The sequence below is a fragment of the Stenotrophomonas sp. YIM B13575 genome (assembly GCF_042787595.1).
In the GTDB taxonomy this organism is placed as follows: Bacteria; Pseudomonadota; Gammaproteobacteria; order Xanthomonadales; family Xanthomonadaceae; genus Stenotrophomonas; species Stenotrophomonas lactitubi_B.
Window position 1 is genome coordinate 1 of sequence record NZ_JBHZOP010000063.1, and the last position, 16,214, is coordinate 16,214.

The window sequence follows — 16,214 nt, forward strand, 5'->3', positions numbered from 1 at the left end:
GCCGGGCCATGCCCGGCGGTCGTTCCCCGGAAATCCGCCGGGCATGGCCCGGCGCTACCCAACCATCCGCACCTACCCGTTCCCGGGGAACGCCTGCCGCAGCTCGTCCACCAGCACCCGCTGGTTCTCCGAATAATCAATCGGCACCGACACCAGATGCACGCCACCCGCCGTGAACGCCGCTTCCAGCGTCGGAATGAACTGCTCGATCGCGGTCACCTCATGCCCCTGGCAGCCATAGGCTTCGGCGTATTTGACGAAGTCCGGATTGCCGAAGGTCATGCCGTAATCGGCGAAGCCGTCCACCGCCTGCTTCCAGCGGATCATCCCGTAGGCACCGTCGTTGAGGATCAGCACCACCAGGTTCAGTCCCAGCCGACGCGCGGTCTCCAGCTCCTGGCTGTTCATCATGAAACCGCCATCGCCACACACCGCCAGCACGCGGCGCTGCGGGTACAGGATCGAGGCCATGATCGCCGACGGCAGGCCCGCGCCCATCGTTGCCAATGCGTTGTCCAGCAGCAGCGTGTTCGCCACCTGGGTGCGGTAGTTGCGCGCGAACCAGATCTTGTACATGCCGTTGTCCAGCGCCACGATGCCGTCCGGCGGCATCACCTGGCGCACGTCATGCACCAGCCGCTGCGGCGTGAAGCCGGCCTCTTCGGCACGATCGGCGATGTGTTCCAGGATCGTCGCGCGCAGCGGCAACAGTGCAGCGGCGTTGTCGACCTTGCCCTCGATACGGTCGGCCAGCAGGGTCAGCGAGCGGCCGATATCGCCGATCACCTCCACCTGCGGGAAGTACACCTGCTCCACCGCGGCCTGCGAATAGCCGATGTGGATGACCGTGCGGCCACCCGGGCGCATCACGAACGGCGGCTTCTCCGTGACCTCGTGGCCGATGGTCACGATCACGTCGGCCTGGTCGATGGCCATGTGCACGTAGTCGCGCTCGCTCAACGCCGCCGTGCCCATGTACAGGCCCGAGCCACCGGCCACCGCGCCTTTGCCCATCTGCGTGGTGACGAATGGAATGCCGGCGCGCAGCACGAAGGCCGACAGCGCCTCGCTGGACTGCGGCCGCGAGGCGGCCGACGCGATCACCAGCAGCGGCCGCTTGGCGTCGCGGATGATCTGCGCCGCGCGGTCCAGCGCCTCGGGGCTGGCAATCGGCCGATCCACCGGGTGTGGCGGGATCAGTGCGACGTCCTCGACCTCCATCGCCGCGATGTCCTCGGGCAGTTCCAGCAGCACCGGGCCGGGACGCTCTTCCAGGGCGGTACGGAACGCCTCGCGGACGATGGTCGGGATGGTGCGTGCCGAGACGATCTGCCGCGCGGACTTGGTCAGCGGCTTCATCGTGCTGACGATGTCGACGATCTGGAAGCGCGCCTGCTTGCTGGCGACGATGCCCTTCTGCCCGGTGATCATGATCACCGGCCACGCACCGAGCAGCGCATAGGCGGCACCGGTGGTGAAGTTCAGTGCGCCCGGGCCGAGCGTGGCCAGGCAGACGCCCGGCTTGCCGGTCAGGCGGCCGTAGGTGGCGGCCATGAACACGGCAGCCTGTTCGTGGCGGGTGATGACCAGCTCGATGCTGGAGTGGCGAAGCGACTCGACGACATCGAGGTTCTCTTCACCGGGAATGCCAAAAATGCGCTCGACGCCTTCGTTTTCGAGTGCGGCGACGAGCAGATCGGAACCCTTGGACATGGAATGACGTCCTTCTCGCAGTGCGTGATGATGGAACGTTGCAGGGATGCTGACAGCAAGCGTGGATGGCCCGCGTCAACGGCGGTCGAACCACACCGTCTGCGCGTTGACGAATTCGCGGATGCCGAAGTGCGACAGCTCGCGGCCGAAGCCACTCTTCTTCACGCCGCCGATCGGCACGCGCGGATCGGAGGCCGAGAAGCCGTTGACGAACACGCCACCGGTCTGCAGCCGGCGCGCCAGCTGCATCGCACGGGCGTGGTCGCCCGTCCACAGATTGCCGCTGAGCCCGAACTCGCTCTGGTTGGCCAGCTCCACCGCATGGTCGGCATCGCGCGCACGGCTGATCGACGCCACCGGCCCGAAGGTCTCGGTATCGAACGCCTGCATTCCCGGCTCGACGCCGGCCAGCACGGTGGGGGCATAGAAGCTGCCGGGGCGATCAAGCTGCTTGCCGCCCACCAGCAGCTGCGCACCGGCCTCGACCGAGGCGCGTACCTGCGCATCAAGCTGTTCAAGCAGGTCCTGGCGGGCCATCGGGCCGATCCGGTTGCCGGCTTCGCGGCCATCGCCGACGGTCAGCGCCTGCACCCGCTCGCAGAACAACGCCACGAAGCGCTCGTACACCGGCTCTTCGACGATGATGCGCTTGCCGGCAATGCACACCTGCCCGGTGTTCTGGAAGCGCGAGGCGACGGCGGCATCGACTGCGGCGTCCAGGTCGGCGTCGGCCAGCACGATGAACGGATCCGAGCCACCGAGCTCGAGCACCACCTTCTTCAGCGCCTGCCCGGCCTGCGCGGCGATGCTGCGTCCGGCGGCGACGCTGCCGGTCAGGGTCACCGCGGCGATACGGTCATCGGCGATGGCGGCACTGGTGCCCTCACGGCTGATGTTCGCGGCGATGAAGGTGCCCTCCGGCAGGCCCGCATCGCGCCACGCAGCGGCGAGCAGCCCGGCGGTGCCGACGATGTTTTCGGCAGGCTTCAGCAGGAAGCCGTTGCCGCCCATGAGGATCGGCACGGCCGCGCGCATCACCTGCCAGTAGGGGAAGTTCCACGGCATGATGCCCAGCACCACGCCCAGCGGCAGGTAGGAGACATAGGCCTTGTTGTCGGCCACCGCGGTCGGCTCGTCGCGCAGGAACGCCGCGCCGTTGTCGGCGTACCAGTCACACAGCACCGCGCACTTCTCGATCTCGGCCAACGACTCGGCGTGGACCTTGCCCATCTCGGCGGTGGCCAGCGCGGCCAGGGGTTCACGGTCGCGGCGCAGCACGGCTGCCATCGCACGCAGCACGCCCGCGCGCTGTTCGAGTGACTGCGCACTCCAGGCAGCAAAGCCCGCCTGGCCGCGATCAAGGATCGCTTCCAGTTCGGCGGCAGTGGCGAAGGGGTGGCTGGCGATCTGCTGGCCGGTGGCCGGATCGCGGGAAATGGCAGCGGGGGCTGCGGGGGAAGCGGACATGCAGGTCTCCTGTTGTCTCGACAACGGGCGGCTGCCCGTTTCCTGACAAGGAATGTGGACCCGATCGGTAAAGGCAACAAGGCGTCTGTTTATCCTGTGACCTGCACTTACCTGCCTGAATGGGGTGGGGCTCCCGGCAGGGCTGCGCCCTGCACCCGCAGAGGCAACAGCAACAACGGAAGCAACAGCAACAGCGGCATTCCGTGGGATGGCGGGGCGGGTCCGGCTGCAGGGGACGCTGCAAGTACGTCCATGTAAGCTCGGTCGCGCCATCCATGGCGCTCACGCCCCCGCAACCGGACCCACCCCGCCTTCGACAGATTCCCGCGGCTGTTGGTAGGTGTCGACCTTGGTCGACACAGTAGATCCACGCCATGCGTGGATGAATTTCCATCGAGATCGACTATCTCGAATTGAAATCGAAAAGCATCCACGCATGGCGTGGATCTACTCGATCGCGGCACTCCGACACCGCCCCGCCGAACCCCTTACCTGCGCGGCAGGTAGGTCACCAGGGACAGGTCGTGCCGGCTCTCCGGTACCAACGCCACGTACTGCAGGTCCAGCAGTCCACGCGTGGGATGGTTCAGCTTCTTGGCACCTTCGTCGAAACGACGGACATCGTGCTCTGGCCACCATTGGCGGAACTGCTCGCTGTGCGTGCCGATATCCTCGGCCAGCGCCAGGAACGGCGCCTTGTCCGGCGCCTGCGCCATCGCCGCGCGGAAGCTGGCCAGCAGGCCGCGGGTCATTTCTTCCCAGTTGAGGATCAGCGTGCGGTACGGCGGATACAGGAACATCAGCCGCAGCGTATTGCGCTCATGCGGCGCCAACTGACCGTAGTCGACAAACAGATCGGCGATGGCCGGGTTCCAGGCCAGGATGTCGAAGCGGGTATTGCGCACGTATGCCGGGATCGGCTGCATTGCCTCCACCAGCTGGCGCAGGCCGTCGGTCACCGTTTCGTCGGGGAACTCCAGCGGCACCCCGTAGCCGGACAGCGCGAACGCGTAGGCGCGCTCGTCGTCGCTCATCCGCAGCACCTGCGCCAGGCGCTCCAGCACCTCGGGCGAGGCGCGCACTTCGCGGCCCTGCTCGATCCAGGTGTACCAGCTGACGCTGACCCCGATCGCCAGCGCGACTTCCTCGCGCTTCAGGCCCGGCGTGCGCCTGCGCCCCGCTGGCAGGCCCAGTGTTGCTGGCTCGACCCGCGCGCGGCAGGCCTTGAGAAAGCCACCCAGTTCCTTGCGTTCGGCTTCACTGCGCATCATCACCCTGCCCTGCAGGTTTCAACGGCATTGCGGGACGCCGATGACGTCCCGCAATACAGGGCCCGGGCAGCGGACGGTACCGCTGTCGCCGGGCACGCATCAGGCATCGATGCGCTTGGAACCGACCGCCAGGCCGGCCTTCAGGCTGGCCTCGACGAATTCGTCCAGATCGCCGTCGAGCACCTTCTGCGTATCCGAACGCTCGATGCCGGTGCGCAGGTCCTTGATACGGCTCTGGTCGAGCACGTAGTTGCGGATCTGGCTGCCCCAGCCGATGTCGGACTTGGTGGCTTCCACCGCATCACGCTCGGCATTGCGCTTCTGGATTTCCAGCTCGTACAGCTTGGCGGCCAGCATCTTCATCGCGTTGTCGCGGTTCTGGTGCTGGCTGCGGCCGGTCTGGCAGGCCACGACCGTGTTGGTCGGGATGTGGGTGATACGCACCGCCGATTCGGTCTTGTTGACGTGCTGACCACCGGCACCGGAGGAGCGGTACACGTCGGTACGCAGATCGGCCGGATTGATGTCGATTTCGATGTTGTTGTCCACTTCCGGCGACACGAACACCGAGGTGAAGCTGGTATGGCGGCGGTTGTCCGAGTCGAACGGCGACTTGCGCACCAGGCGGTGCACACCGGTCTCGGTCTTCAGCCAGCCATAGGCGTAGTCCCCTTCCACGCGCAGCGTGGCCGACTTGATGCCCGCGACGTCGCCACCAGACACTTCCATCAGCTCGGTCTTCCAACCGCGCGATTCACACCAGCGCAGGTACATGCGCAGCAGGATCTCGGCCCAGTCCTGGGCTTCGGTACCACCGGCGCCTGCCTGGATGTCGACGAACGCCGGGGCGGTGTCCATCTGGCCGGAGAACATGCGCTGGAACTCCAGCTTCTCCACGTGCGCCTGGTGCTTGTCCAAGTCGGCCACCACGGCCAGCGCCGTGTCCTCGTCCTGCTCGGACTCGGCCAGCTCCAGCAGTTCGGTGGCGTCGCTCAGGCCTTCCAGCACCGCGGCGATGCCGCCCACGGTCTTTTCCAGGGTCGAGCGCTCGCGCCCCAGGTTCTGGGCGTATTCGGCGTTGTTCCAGACGTCGGGGCTTTCCAGCTCCCGCGTTACTTCTTCAAGACGCTCTTTCTTGGCGTCGTAGTCAAAGATACCCCCGGAGCGACAACACGCGATCGGTCAGATCGGCGATGCGCTGGCGGACAGGATTCAGTTCGATCATGTCGGCGGTCATACATTCAAAAGATGACTGCAAATGATACCGCAGCCCGGAGTGAACCGGCGCAAAAGCCGGGTTCGTACCGCCCCGGCCCTACCCGCCCAGCGCCTGCCGCAGCAGCGGCAGCTGGCGTCGGCTGCACGGCACCCGGGCCCCGTCAGCCATGTGCAGCAAGGCCTCGCCGCCATCCAGCGGCTCGATCGAGCGCAGCTGGTCACGGTTGACCAGCCAGCTGCGGTGGCTGCGCAGGAACAGAGCCGGGTCCAGCCGCGCTTCCAGCACCGCCATGGTGATCCGCAGCGGGTAGTCATGGCCGCGCACCCGCAGGTTCACGTAGTTGCCGGCGGCCTGGGCGTACTCGACGTCGGCCGTGGCCACCAGGAACTCCTTGCCCAGCTTGCGCACCAGGAAATGGTCGGGACGATCGACCGGTTCGACCGGCGGGCCCTCATCGGGGGCGGCGAGCAGGGTCGCTTCACCCTGCCGGCGACGACCGAACCAGGCCACGGCATGTACCGCCGAGACCAGCAGCGCGTAGGTCTGGATGTCCTTGAAGAACTCATAGAACCATTGCGCCGGCCAGTCACCGAAGGTGTAGTGGCTGCCAAGCAAGGCGTGCGCGGCCTTGCGCAGCAGGACCATCCCACTCACGTGCAGCAGCCACCACGCGACCGCACCCAGCAGGTACGGCATCAGTCGTTGCCGCCAGGTGTCGGCGTGCAGCGGCCAACGCGAGGCGGCGCGGATCAACAACGCCAGCAGCAGCAGCGACACCAGCGCACTGCTGAACTCGTCGATCGTCGTCGCCCTCCATTGCGAGGGCAGTCCATCGCGCGCCGCCATCATCACCTTGGCCAGCACGTTGGCCACCGCCGTCCCCAGGAACAGTACGACCCAGAACACGGCTACCTGCCGTCCTTGCCTGCTGCTGCCCATTGGTTCGCCACGCACTTGCGGGTCCTGCTGGTTGTGCTCGTCCATCACTGGATTATCGCCAACCACGGCCCCGGTGACGTACGCCATTCGTCCCCCAGCCCCGCCATTGGGCCCTGCGGGGCATCCAGCCACCCCCTCCTGCTGGCGACACCCCGGAAGGTCTTCCACCCTGCAACGACACCAACACGGATAGCGCGATGACCCGCCGCCACGACCTCGACACCCTGCGCATCGGCGCCTTCGGGCTGCTGATCCTCTACCACGTGGCCATGGCGTACGTGGCCGGATGGGACTTCCACCTCAAGAGCAGCCACACGGCCGGGTGGCTGCAGTGGCCGATGATCGCGCTCAATCGTTGGCGCATGCCGCTGCTGTTCGCCATCTCCGGCATTGCACTGGGCCTGTGCCTGCCCGGGCACGGCCGGTGGCGGTTCGCGTTGCGGCGCGGCGGGCGCCTGTTGCTGCCGCTGCTGTTCGGCATCGTCGCGGTCGTTTCCCTACAGGCCTACTGTGAGGCGGTGGACAAGGGCGACGTAACGCCGGGGCTCGGCGCCTTCCTGTGGCGCTACTGGCAATTCCGGCCCTGGCCGGGCGCCAGCTTCAGCGGTGCCGCCTATGGCTTCACCTGGAACCACCTGTGGTACCTGGCATACCTGATCCCCTACACGCTGCTGACGATCCTGCTGGCCAGCGTAGTGCGGCCGCTACGCCACCGTCTGCCGGATCTGCCTCTGGGCGACCGCTGGATCGCCACGCTGGGCCTGCTGCTGCCGGTGCTGTGGCTGGCGTGGGCACTGCTGGTGATCCTGCCCGCGCACCCGCCAACCCATGCACTGGTCGATGACCTGTATGTCCACGCCGAATCGCTGCCCCTGTTCCTCGGCGGCTTCCTTGCGGCGCGCTGGCAGCGTGGATGGGATCTGCTGGTGCGTGGCCGGCGGTTGACCCTGGTATTGGCCGTGATCGGGCTGACTGTCGAACTGGGCATCCGCGCACTTGCCCGGATGCCCGATGTTGGCGATCTGCCGGAATGGGTACTGTCGCTGCCATGGGCGCAGACCGAGCGCGTCGGCCGCGCGATGTACACCTGGTGCGCCCTGCTGGCCATCTTCGGCTGGGCGCAGGTCCTGCTTGCGCGTCCATGGCGTGGCCTGGGCTACTGCCGCGAGGCGGTCTTCAGCTGGTACATCCTGCACCAGACCGTGCTGATCGTACTGCTGTACTGGCTGCGGCCGCTGCAGCTGGGCGCTTGGCTGGAGCCGCTGCTGGTGATTGTCGGCACGGTCGGCGGCTGCCTGCTGATCCACGAACTGCTGGTGCGGCGCGTGCGCTGGCTGCGGCCGCTGTTCGGGTTGCGTGCCAATCCACCAGAGTCACCGATCGCACGCGCCGCAACGGCACGGTTGTAGAGCCGAGCCCACGCTCGGCTGCTTGTGCCATGAGCCGAGCACAGGCTCGGCTCTACAGCGAAGCAGTCGAGCAAGCTCGACCCTACACGGGCGTCGAAGTGGTCAACGCACCTCGAATTCGCCCACCAGCACGGTCTCGGCACGGTCCTTCAGTCGCATCGTCACCACCTGGTCGTTCTGCTTCGGCGTACCCCAGTGGGTGGTCAGGCGCAGCATCAGCGTCGTCGCGCCGGTCACCAGCTGCTGGCGGCTGCCGAAGTAGTTCGCCTCCACCTTGTACTTGCCGGGCTTGGCGTTGCGCAGCGAGAACTGTTCCGGGCCATAGCCACCGGTGAAGTCCTGCGACATCTGCCCGCCTTGATAGGTCAGGCGGTTGCCGTAGTACGCGCGCTCACCGTTCGGGTCGGTCACCCACAGGTCCATGTCGCTGTTGTCGGCATCCCAGGCCAGTACCACGCGCAGGTCCAGCGGCATCGCCTGCAGCAGACGCGGGTCGATGCTCTTGGTGTCCAGCCGCGGCTTGCTGCCGGCCACCAGGTTGGTCAACTCGTCCAGGGCGATCAGCGCGATGCCGTCGAAACGGGAATCCCAAGGGCGCACGACCACCTGGTACAGCGGCGCCAGCGCCTGCTGCGGCTTGCCCGCTGCGGCCAGCGCCAGACCCAGGTCGCGGAAGCTCTGCGGTTCTTCCTGGCCCATCGCCAGCACCTGCTCGAACACCGGCACCGCCAGCGCCGGAGCGTCGGCCTGCATCAGCCGATAACCGAGAACGCGCAGCAGATGGCGGTTGTCCAGCTCCATCTCGGCCAGGTTGGAGAGCACGCGCAGGGCAAGATCGCGCTGCCCCTGTTCGATCAGCAGATCGGCCACGTCGAGGAAGAATGCGCTGCTGTCGGCGTTCGCCGCGCGCTCGGCGAGATAGCGGTCGTACAGTTGCGACGACGGCCCCTGGCGCAGGCGGCGGGCAACCGGCGAATCCGGCTGCCACGCAGCCAGCTTGATTCCCAGCTGGCCGTCATTGGCAGCGGCAGGCTCGGCCGCCATCGCATCGGCGGCTGCTTCCATCATCGGCGCGGGCGCTGGTGCCGGGCGTGGAACCGAACGCTGGCGCGCAGTGGCTGCATTCAACTGCATCTCCGCTGCGGCCGGTGCCGGAGCAACCAGCATCGCTACCGGTGCCGGCGGGGCGCCGGCCGCCACCTCCAGCGCCTTCGAATCCACCTGCGGCGGCGCCCCCTTCGGCCAGCTGCGATTCCACCACTGCTGGCGCTGCTGCCACTGCGTCACCACGTTGTCCAGGCGCTGACGGTCGGCCGCATCGCGGTCTGCAACCTGGCGTGCGAAGCGCTGGTCATACTCGGCGCGCAGCTTGCCCGACGGACGGATCGCATAGCGCAGGTAGTCGTCCAGGGTCTCCAGCACGATCAGCGAGGTATCCGGGCCCACCAGGCTGAACTGCTGCGACAGGCGCTGCATCGCCTCACGGTTGCCGCGTCGATCGGCCGACAGCTGCTGCAGACGTGCCTGTGCCCACAAGCCGGCCAGCAGATCACCGTCTTCGTTCTTCTGCGTCGCGGGCAGTGCCTGCCACTCGCCGCCAGCCACGCGTACCCGCATCGGCACACCTTCGGCCGCCAACCGCGCATGCAACCACAGCCAGCCCTGAGCCTGGCTGCGGCGATCGATCACCACATCCTGCACGCCACGTCCGGCGTCGATCTGGACATCCAGAGGTACCGACAGCAGCTCCCGCGCGGCGGCATCGATATCGCTGCCGAGCGCCACGAAAGCACCTGCATGCGCCTCGCTCCAACCGCGCAGGCGGATGGCATCGGTGCGTGCACCAGCACTGCTGATCGCGAACAGGCGCTGGTCGGCGGCCAGCGCCGGCAATGCTTCCGGCCCGTAGGTCAGCAGGCCATCGCTCACCATCAGGTATTCCTTCACCTCCGGCTGCGGCTGCCACTGCGCCAGCGCACTGGCACCATCGGGCTGCACCGCCATCAACGCCCGGCGCAGTTCACTCCAGTCGCCGCCGCGGATACGGAAACGACGCACCTGCTCGGCACGATCACGCAGCACCGTCAGCGCGACGTTGCCTTCGCCCATCGCAGCGAAGTAGCGATCAAGCAGCGCGAACTCGCGGGTGCGATCACGCCGGCCAGCGGAGCCGGAACCATCCCACAGCAGCCCCACTTCCGACGGCACACGGCGTGGCGCGGCCGAGGTCGGCACCGGCAGCTGTGCCAACAGGTAGTGACCGTCCTGCCAGCGCGCAACCTGCACCTGTGCCTTGCGCTCGGCCGGCAGCGTCCATTGCAGCTGGGTCGGCAACTGCACGCCCCGACCTTGCCAGTGCAGGCGACCATCGGCGATGCGGAACGGCGCATCGCCCGTGTCAGCATCCTTCGGTGCCTGCACGTCCAGTTCAACGGCAGCGGCAGCGGCGACGAACTGCAGCGGCAGTGTCCAACGCCAGCCCTGTCCGGCGTATGCCAGCGGCTCGCGCACGACCAGCTGCACGCGGCGGCTGCCGCCGGCGGGCAGCGGATACACGCGCAGCCGGAACTGGTTGCCAGCGGTCTGCTCCAGCAGGCCCGGATCGACGCCACGACGGGCGATCTCCTCGAACACCTGGCGACCGCGGTCCTTGGGCACCGGCACCGCCTCGCGCAGTTCGCCATTGATGTCCAGGGCGAAGCCGGTGATCTGCTGGCCCTCGCCCAGCGGGAACTGCAGCTCACCCTCCAGCACGCGCTGATTGGGGTTGTGGAACTCCAGGGTGATGCGGGTCTGGGCGATGCCGGCCTGCACCTCACCCTCGATGCGCGCCTGTCGGAGCTGCACGGGCTGTTCCGCCGCGGGTGCGATCAGCAGCGGCGTGGACGTCATCGGCGGTGCCGGACGACGTGACGCCTGGGGCGAAGCCGGCCAGGTTGCCAAGGCCAACAGCAGTACGGTGCAGCATCGGGCGAAGACCATGACAGGACTCCAATGGGATCGTGATTGCTTGAACGCACCAGACGGAGGGATGGGGTTAACGCGATTCGATGCTGGCTCTTCGCCGCCCCTGGGCGCACCATGTGCGACTTCCCGATCCCGCGCAAGGATGCCCATGCGTTCTCCCCTGCTTCCCACCCTGCTGGCCCTGTGCTGGCCACTGGCCGCCGGCGCCGTCGACGCGCCTGCCGGGCTGTATTTCCAGCATCACGACTGGGTCCTGGCCTGCGACAACACCCGCACCTGCCGCGCGGCCGGCTATGCCAGTGGCGATGACAGCACCCTGAGCGTGCTGCTGACGCGGCAGGGTGGCCCCGATCAGGCCATCAACGGCCGCGTGTCGTTGCAGCCGATCGATGACCAGCCGCAGCCCAAGGGCGCGCTGCACCTGCGCATCCAGCAGCGTGATCTCGGCGTGCTGGCGCCGGCCAAGGACACAGGCACCTATGCGCTGAGCCCGGCGCAGACCACCGCAGTGCTGTCGGCACTGGTGCGCGATGGCGGCATCACAATTGTCGATGCCGCCGGCCATGCGTGGCCGCTGTCGGACAAGGGTGCAGCGGCTGTATTGCTGAAGGCCGACGAGTTCCAGGGTCGCGTGGGGACACCGGGAGCGGTGATGCGCAAGGGCACTGCCGCCGAAAGCAGCGTGCCGGCCGCCGTTGCCAAACCCCTGGTGCGCAAGGCAGCGACCTTGTCGACGCCGCCGGACGACCCGGCGTTTGCCAAGCTGGCCGCTTCACCGGCGCTGCGTGCAGCGCTGCGTGCCACCCTGAAAGAGCCCAGCTGCGAAGGCCTGCTCGACGCCGACCCGGATCTTCCGATCAGCAACTCACCACTGCAGATCCAGCGCCTGGATGCCAAGCACCTGCTGGTCAACGTTCCCTGCTGGCGCGCCGCCTACAACACCGGCGATGGTTACTGGGTCATCGGTGAGAAAGCGCCCTACCAGCCGCAGTGGGTGACCAGCGATGCGATCGACTACGGCGACGGGCAGATTGTCGCCTCGCACAAGGGCCGTGGTCTGGCCGACTGCGTGTCGGATGAAACGTGGACCTGGGATGGCACGCGCTTCATCGCGACCTCGGCGATCAGCGGCGGCCTGTGCCGTGGCGTTCCCGGCGGAACCTGGGAACTGCCGACGCGGGTAAGCGAGGTCCGCTGACGCCCCCCTTCTTCATGCGGGCAGGCAGTGCTCGACGATCAGCTGGATCGCGGCGCCACCGCGATAGTCATCGCAGGCCAGCCGGTAGGCCAGGTGGACATGCTTGCCGGGCGCATTGCCGTGCCAGCCACCGAAATGGATCGCGTTGATCGTGCCCGGTACGCCGGGCAGGCGCAGCTCCAGCTTCAGGTGCCGCTCCTTCAGCACGCGCCAGTTGGCCACTTCGAAGTGACCGTCGAACAGCGGCTCGGGGAAGCCTTGTCCCCACGGTCCGGCCAGGCGCAGCGCATCGGCATGGCGATGATCGAGTTCGTCCGCTGCCAGTTCGCCGTCGCTGAGCACCTGCTGCTGCAGTGCCGCCGGGTCGAGCATTTCCAGCACGGTGGCGACGAAGGCGGCTTCGAAGTCGGCCAGATGATCCAGACGCATGCTCAAGCCGGCAGCCATCGCGTGACCGCCGAAGCGCTCGATCAAGCCGGGATGGCGTGCATCCACCAGCGCGAGCGCATCACGGATATGCAGGCCGGCGATCGAACGCGCCGAACCGCGCAGGGTATCGGCGCCCGGCTCGGCCGGGGCGAACGCGATCACCGGACGATGCAGGCGATCCTTCATCTTCGACGCGACCAGGCCCACCACACCGGGGTGCCAATCGGCAACGAACAGGCAGGCCGCCACCGGGCGCTGCCCTGCGGTATCGAGCACCACCCGTGACAGCGCCTGTTCGGCGTCATCGGTCATCGACTGCTGCACCGCACGCCGCTCGGCGTTGATCTGCTCCAGCGTCTGCGCGATGTCGCGGGCCTGCCGCGGATCTTCGGTGAGCAGTAGCGCGATACCCAGCGCCATGTCTTCCAGCCGGCCGGCCGCATTCAAGCGCGGGCCAAGGCCGAAACCGATATCGGTGGCGGTCAGTCGCGCGGCGTCGCGGCCACTGGCCTCGATCAATGCCTTCAGGCCGACGCAGCCCTGGCCGTTGCGCAGCCGACGCAGACCCGCACTGACCAGGGCGCGGTTGTTGGCATCCAGCACCACCAGGTCGGCCACGGTGCCCACCGCCACCAGGTCCAGCAGGGTGGTCAGGTCCGGCCCCTTGCCATCGGCAAACACACCCGCTTCGCGCATCCGGCGGCGCAGCGCCATCAGCACGTAGAAGATGACGCCGACGCCGGCCAGCGACTTGCTGGGGAAGGCGTCACCGTCCAGATTCGGATCGACGATGACATCGGCCGGTGGCAGCTGCGGACCGGGCAGATGGTGATCGGTAACCAGCACCTGCCAGCCACGCGCCTTGGCCGCAGTCACGCCGGCATGGCAGGCGATGCCGTGATCGACGGTGACCAGCAGATCCGGCTGCAGCGCAGCCAGCTCGTCCACCAGCGACGGTGACAGGCCGTAGCCGTGCACCATGCGGTTGGGCACCGCGTGGAAGACATGCTGCGCGCCGAGCATGCGCAGGCCACGTACACCGACCGCGCAGGCGGTTGCGCCGTCGCAGTCGAAATCGCCGACCACCAGGATCCGCTTGTCCGCTGCAATGGCCTGGACCAACAGGTCCACGGCCGCATCGATGCCGGTCAGCAGCTCCGGCGCATGCAGGTTGCCCAGCTTGGGCAGCGCCAGTTCCGGGGTGTGCGCACCACGTGCGGCGTACAGGCGCGCCAACAGTGGCAGCGTGCCATCCGGCCAGCTACCGGGCGCAACCGCATCGCGGCGGCGGATCATCGGCGAATCAGAGGACAGCGGCGCAGCATCGGCGGCAAGGGACATCGGCATCGCCGGGTTACGGAAGACCCGCGCATGATACCCCGCTCGGCGTGTCTGGCTCTGCGCGGGCTTGGCGCAGGCGGGGTGATCGCCCATGCTTGTTCGCTTCTGAAACGGAATCCGCCATGTATCGCCCGCTGTCCGTACTGCTGGCCAGCCTGCTGCTGCCACTTGCTTCCCATGCTGGAAACACACCATTGGAACCCGGTATCGAGTTCGTGCACCACGACTGGTTCCTGGCCTGCGACAACACCGGCACCTGCCGCGCTGCAGGCTATGGCCCGGAGAACGCAGACAGTCTGATGGGCCTGATGCTGGAACGCGCCGGTGGTCCCGGCACGGCGGTGCAGGCGCGGCTGCGGGTCGGTGAAGATGGCGAAAGTGCCATGCCTGAAGGTGAGATGCATCTGCAGGTGAATGGACGTGATCTGGGTCCCGTGCAGGACACCGGGGCCGACGAAGCGGTGACGCTGCGACCGACGCAGGTTGCAGCCCTGCTCGCTGCCCTGCCCGGCCAGGCCCGCATCGAGGTGATCGACAGCAGGGGCACGCGCTGGCCGATTTCCGATCGTGGTGCCGCTGCAGTGCTGTTGAAAATGGACGAGGCCCAAGGGCGCGTGGGTACGCCCGGCGCCCTGATACGGCGTGGCGCGCGTGCCGAAGCGAGCGTGCCGGCTGCGCGCGTCAAGCCTCTGATCGTGAGCGCGGCGCTGACGTCCCCGCGCTCCGGCGACAGCGCATTGGGCAGCAGCGAAGCGCTGCGCGACGCGTTGATTGCCACGCTCGGCGACAGCGACGACTGCCCGCGCCTGATCGAGTACAAGGGAACCCCGGAAATGGTGATCGAGCGGCTGGACGAGCGCCATGTGCTGGTGCAGGCGCTGTGCCAGATGGGTGCGTACAACTACAGCAATGGTTTCTGGATCGCGCGCGACCAGCCCCCTTACGCCCCGCAGACGGTCACGCTGGAAGCAGAGGGCTTCTCGCGCGGCGAGCGCACGCTGTACGCACGCTACAAGGGCCGAGGCATCGGCGACTGCGTTTCCGGCTCGGACTGGACCTGGGATGGCCGCAGATTCCAGCCAAGCAGTGCGTTCAGTACCGGCTTGTGCCGTGGCATGCCGGGCGGGCACTGGACGCTGCCGACGCTGGTCAGCGAGGTTCGCTGAGTGCGTGCATCCTCACTGTTACGCACGCCGCTGCTGCTGGCCTCCCTCACTCTGGCCTCGGTTGCCTCGGCCGCTGAACCGCTTGGCACATCGTTCGTCGAGGGTGACGGGGTGCTGGCCTGCGACAACACCCGCACCTGCCGGCTGGCAGCCTACGGCCCACTGGCACCGCTGATGCTGAGCGTGCTGCTCGAACGTGCCGGCGGGCCGCAGACCGCGGTCACCGCACGACTGTCAATGGCCGAAGGCGCCGAGGACGCGCCACGTACCCCTGTGGCGGTGGCACCCGAAGGGACGTTGCGACTGCGTGTGGACGGAAGGGACCTGGGTGCCATCGGCCACAGCGAAGCGCTCGATGTTGGCCTGCAGCTGCCCGCGCACTACGTGACAGCAGTGATCGATGCACTGCTGGAGGACAGGCGCATCGAGATGAGCGACGCCTCCGGCCATGCGTGGCCACTGTCGGATCGCGGCATTCGCACGCTGCTGCTGAAGATGGACGAAGCACAGGGTCGGTTGGATACCCCAGGCGCGCTGGTGCGCAAGGGCGCACAGCCGGAATCGAAGGTGCCGGCCGCGGTAGCCGCGCCACCACTGAAGGCACCGCCGCTGCTGGTCGAAGCACATGACGACGATGGGCAGCTGGCTGAGCAGACAGACCTGCTGCAGCAGCTGCAGCCGGTGGCCGCCGCGCGGAACGCCTGCGAACGGATGTCGTCGCGCCAGCTACGCATCGAACGGGTGGATGCCACCCATGTCCTTGCCATGTTGAGCTGTGCGACCGACCGCCACATCGTGCCAGCGGGTACCTGGCTGATCCGCGACCGTGCACCATTCGCACCCAAGCTGCTCTCGTCGACCCCGCTGTTTCCGCTCTACCCGCACGCCGTGTTTCTTGAAGAAGGCCTTGCGACAGACCAGGATGCGTGCGGGACGAACCGGCACTGGGCGTGGGACGGAAGTCGACTGATCCTCAGTGCGGAGTACGTCGGTCACTACTGCACCGGCCCGAGCCGCAGGCACTGGCAGTTGCCGACCTACGTCACCGATGTTCGATAGCGCATCCGCCGGGCATGGCCCGGCGCTACCGCATTC

Annotated in this window: 11 protein-coding genes; 4 read left to right on the forward strand and 7 right to left on the reverse strand. The window is 67.5% G+C overall.

What is annotated here, in order from left to right; translation table 11 throughout:
- Positions 1 to 72: 72 nt before the first annotated feature.
- The 5 genes from ACFX4F_RS11650 to ACFX4F_RS11670 form a co-directional block, all read right to left on the reverse strand.
- On the reverse strand, positions 73 to 1,713 hold the full coding sequence (locus tag ACFX4F_RS11650; protein ID WP_099818359.1) for an acetolactate synthase large subunit: 1,641 nt from the start codon (positions 1,711 to 1,713) through the stop codon (positions 73 to 75).
- Positions 1,714 to 1,788: 75 nt separating this feature from the next.
- On the reverse strand, positions 1,789 to 3,180 hold the full coding sequence (locus tag ACFX4F_RS11655; RefSeq protein ID WP_380655381.1) for an NAD-dependent succinate-semialdehyde dehydrogenase: 1,392 nt from the start codon (positions 3,178 to 3,180) through the stop codon (positions 1,789 to 1,791).
- Positions 3,181 to 3,668: 488 nt separating this feature from the next.
- On the reverse strand, positions 3,669 to 4,451 hold the full coding sequence (locus ACFX4F_RS11660) for a helix-turn-helix transcriptional regulator (RefSeq protein WP_099818357.1): 783 nt from the start codon (positions 4,449 to 4,451) through the stop codon (positions 3,669 to 3,671).
- A gap of 99 nt (positions 4,452 to 4,550) precedes the next feature.
- A protein-coding gene (gene prfB / locus ACFX4F_RS11665; RefSeq protein ID WP_099818762.1) for a peptide chain release factor 2 occupies positions 4,551 to 5,676 on the reverse strand; the annotation gives its coding sequence in 2 pieces (ribosomal slippage) (positions 4,551 to 5,600 and positions 5,602 to 5,676; 1,125 coding nt in all).
- 90 nt (positions 5,677 to 5,766) lie between these two features.
- Positions 5,767 to 6,609 (reverse strand): LytTR family DNA-binding domain-containing protein, encoded by an 843-nt coding sequence (locus tag ACFX4F_RS11670; RefSeq protein ID WP_380655449.1) that lies wholly within the window; start codon positions 6,607 to 6,609, stop codon positions 5,767 to 5,769.
- 197 nt (positions 6,610 to 6,806) lie between these two features.
- Between ACFX4F_RS11670 and ACFX4F_RS11675 the strand changes: the two genes are divergently transcribed.
- Complete coding sequence (locus tag ACFX4F_RS11675) at positions 6,807 to 8,018, forward strand: acyltransferase family protein (protein ID WP_380655386.1); 1,212 nt, start codon at positions 6,807 to 6,809, stop codon at positions 8,016 to 8,018.
- A gap of 102 nt (positions 8,019 to 8,120) precedes the next feature.
- On the opposite strand, the gene ACFX4F_RS11680 is transcribed toward ACFX4F_RS11675, so the two are convergent.
- Positions 8,121 to 11,000, reverse strand: a complete 2,880-nt coding sequence (locus tag ACFX4F_RS11680; RefSeq protein ID WP_380655389.1) for a VIT domain-containing protein — start codon at positions 10,998 to 11,000, stop codon at positions 8,121 to 8,123.
- 133 nt (positions 11,001 to 11,133) lie between these two features.
- Here ACFX4F_RS11680 and ACFX4F_RS11685 point away from each other — a divergent pair, with 133 nt between their 5' ends.
- Complete coding sequence (locus ACFX4F_RS11685) at positions 11,134 to 12,183, forward strand: DUF1176 domain-containing protein (protein WP_380655392.1); 1,050 nt, start codon at positions 11,134 to 11,136, stop codon at positions 12,181 to 12,183.
- Between the two features lie 12 nt (positions 12,184 to 12,195).
- Here the strand turns inward: ACFX4F_RS11685 and recJ are convergent, their stop codons facing one another.
- Positions 12,196 to 13,953, reverse strand: a complete 1,758-nt coding sequence (gene recJ / locus ACFX4F_RS11690; RefSeq protein WP_380655395.1) for a single-stranded-DNA-specific exonuclease RecJ — start codon at positions 13,951 to 13,953, stop codon at positions 12,196 to 12,198.
- A 122-nt stretch (positions 13,954 to 14,075) separates the two neighbouring features.
- Between recJ and ACFX4F_RS11695 the strand changes: the two genes are divergently transcribed.
- Positions 14,076 to 15,119 carry a DUF1176 domain-containing protein gene (locus ACFX4F_RS11695; protein WP_380655398.1) on the forward strand — a complete coding sequence of 348 codons (1,044 nt, stop codon included), beginning with the start codon at positions 14,076 to 14,078 and terminating at the stop codon, positions 15,117 to 15,119.
- On the forward strand, positions 15,120 to 16,178 hold the full coding sequence (locus ACFX4F_RS11700) for a DUF1176 domain-containing protein (RefSeq protein WP_380655401.1): 1,059 nt from the start codon (positions 15,120 to 15,122) through the stop codon (positions 16,176 to 16,178). It abuts the gene before it with no gap.
- Positions 16,179 to 16,214: the final 36 nt, after the last annotated feature.

What these genes read in the sequence shown, in the direction of transcription:
- ACFX4F_RS11695 (WP_380655398.1), top strand. Translation starts at nt 14,076, where the DNA reads ATGTATCGCCCGCTGTCCGTACTGCTGGCCAGCCTGCTGCTGCCACTT.
- ACFX4F_RS11655 (WP_380655381.1), bottom strand. Translation starts at nt 3,180, where the DNA reads ATGTCCGCTTCCCCCGCAGCCCCCGCTGCCATTTCCCGCGATCCGGCC.
- ACFX4F_RS11680 (WP_380655389.1), bottom strand. Translation starts at nt 11,000, where the DNA reads ATGGTCTTCGCCCGATGCTGCACCGTACTGCTGTTGGCCTTGGCAACC.
- ACFX4F_RS11670 (WP_380655449.1), bottom strand. Translation starts at nt 6,609, where the DNA reads ATGGGCAGCAGCAGGCAAGGACGGCAGGTAGCCGTGTTCTGGGTCGTA.
- ACFX4F_RS11675 (WP_380655386.1), top strand. Translation starts at nt 6,807, where the DNA reads ATGACCCGCCGCCACGACCTCGACACCCTGCGCATCGGCGCCTTCGGG.
- ACFX4F_RS11660 (WP_099818357.1), bottom strand. Translation starts at nt 4,451, where the DNA reads ATGATGCGCAGTGAAGCCGAACGCAAGGAACTGGGTGGCTTTCTCAAG.
- ACFX4F_RS11685 (WP_380655392.1), top strand. Translation starts at nt 11,134, where the DNA reads ATGCGTTCTCCCCTGCTTCCCACCCTGCTGGCCCTGTGCTGGCCACTG.
- ACFX4F_RS11650 (WP_099818359.1), bottom strand. Translation starts at nt 1,713, where the DNA reads ATGTCCAAGGGTTCCGATCTGCTCGTCGCCGCACTCGAAAACGAAGGC.
- recJ (WP_380655395.1), bottom strand. Translation starts at nt 13,953, where the DNA reads ATGTCCCTTGCCGCCGATGCTGCGCCGCTGTCCTCTGATTCGCCGATG.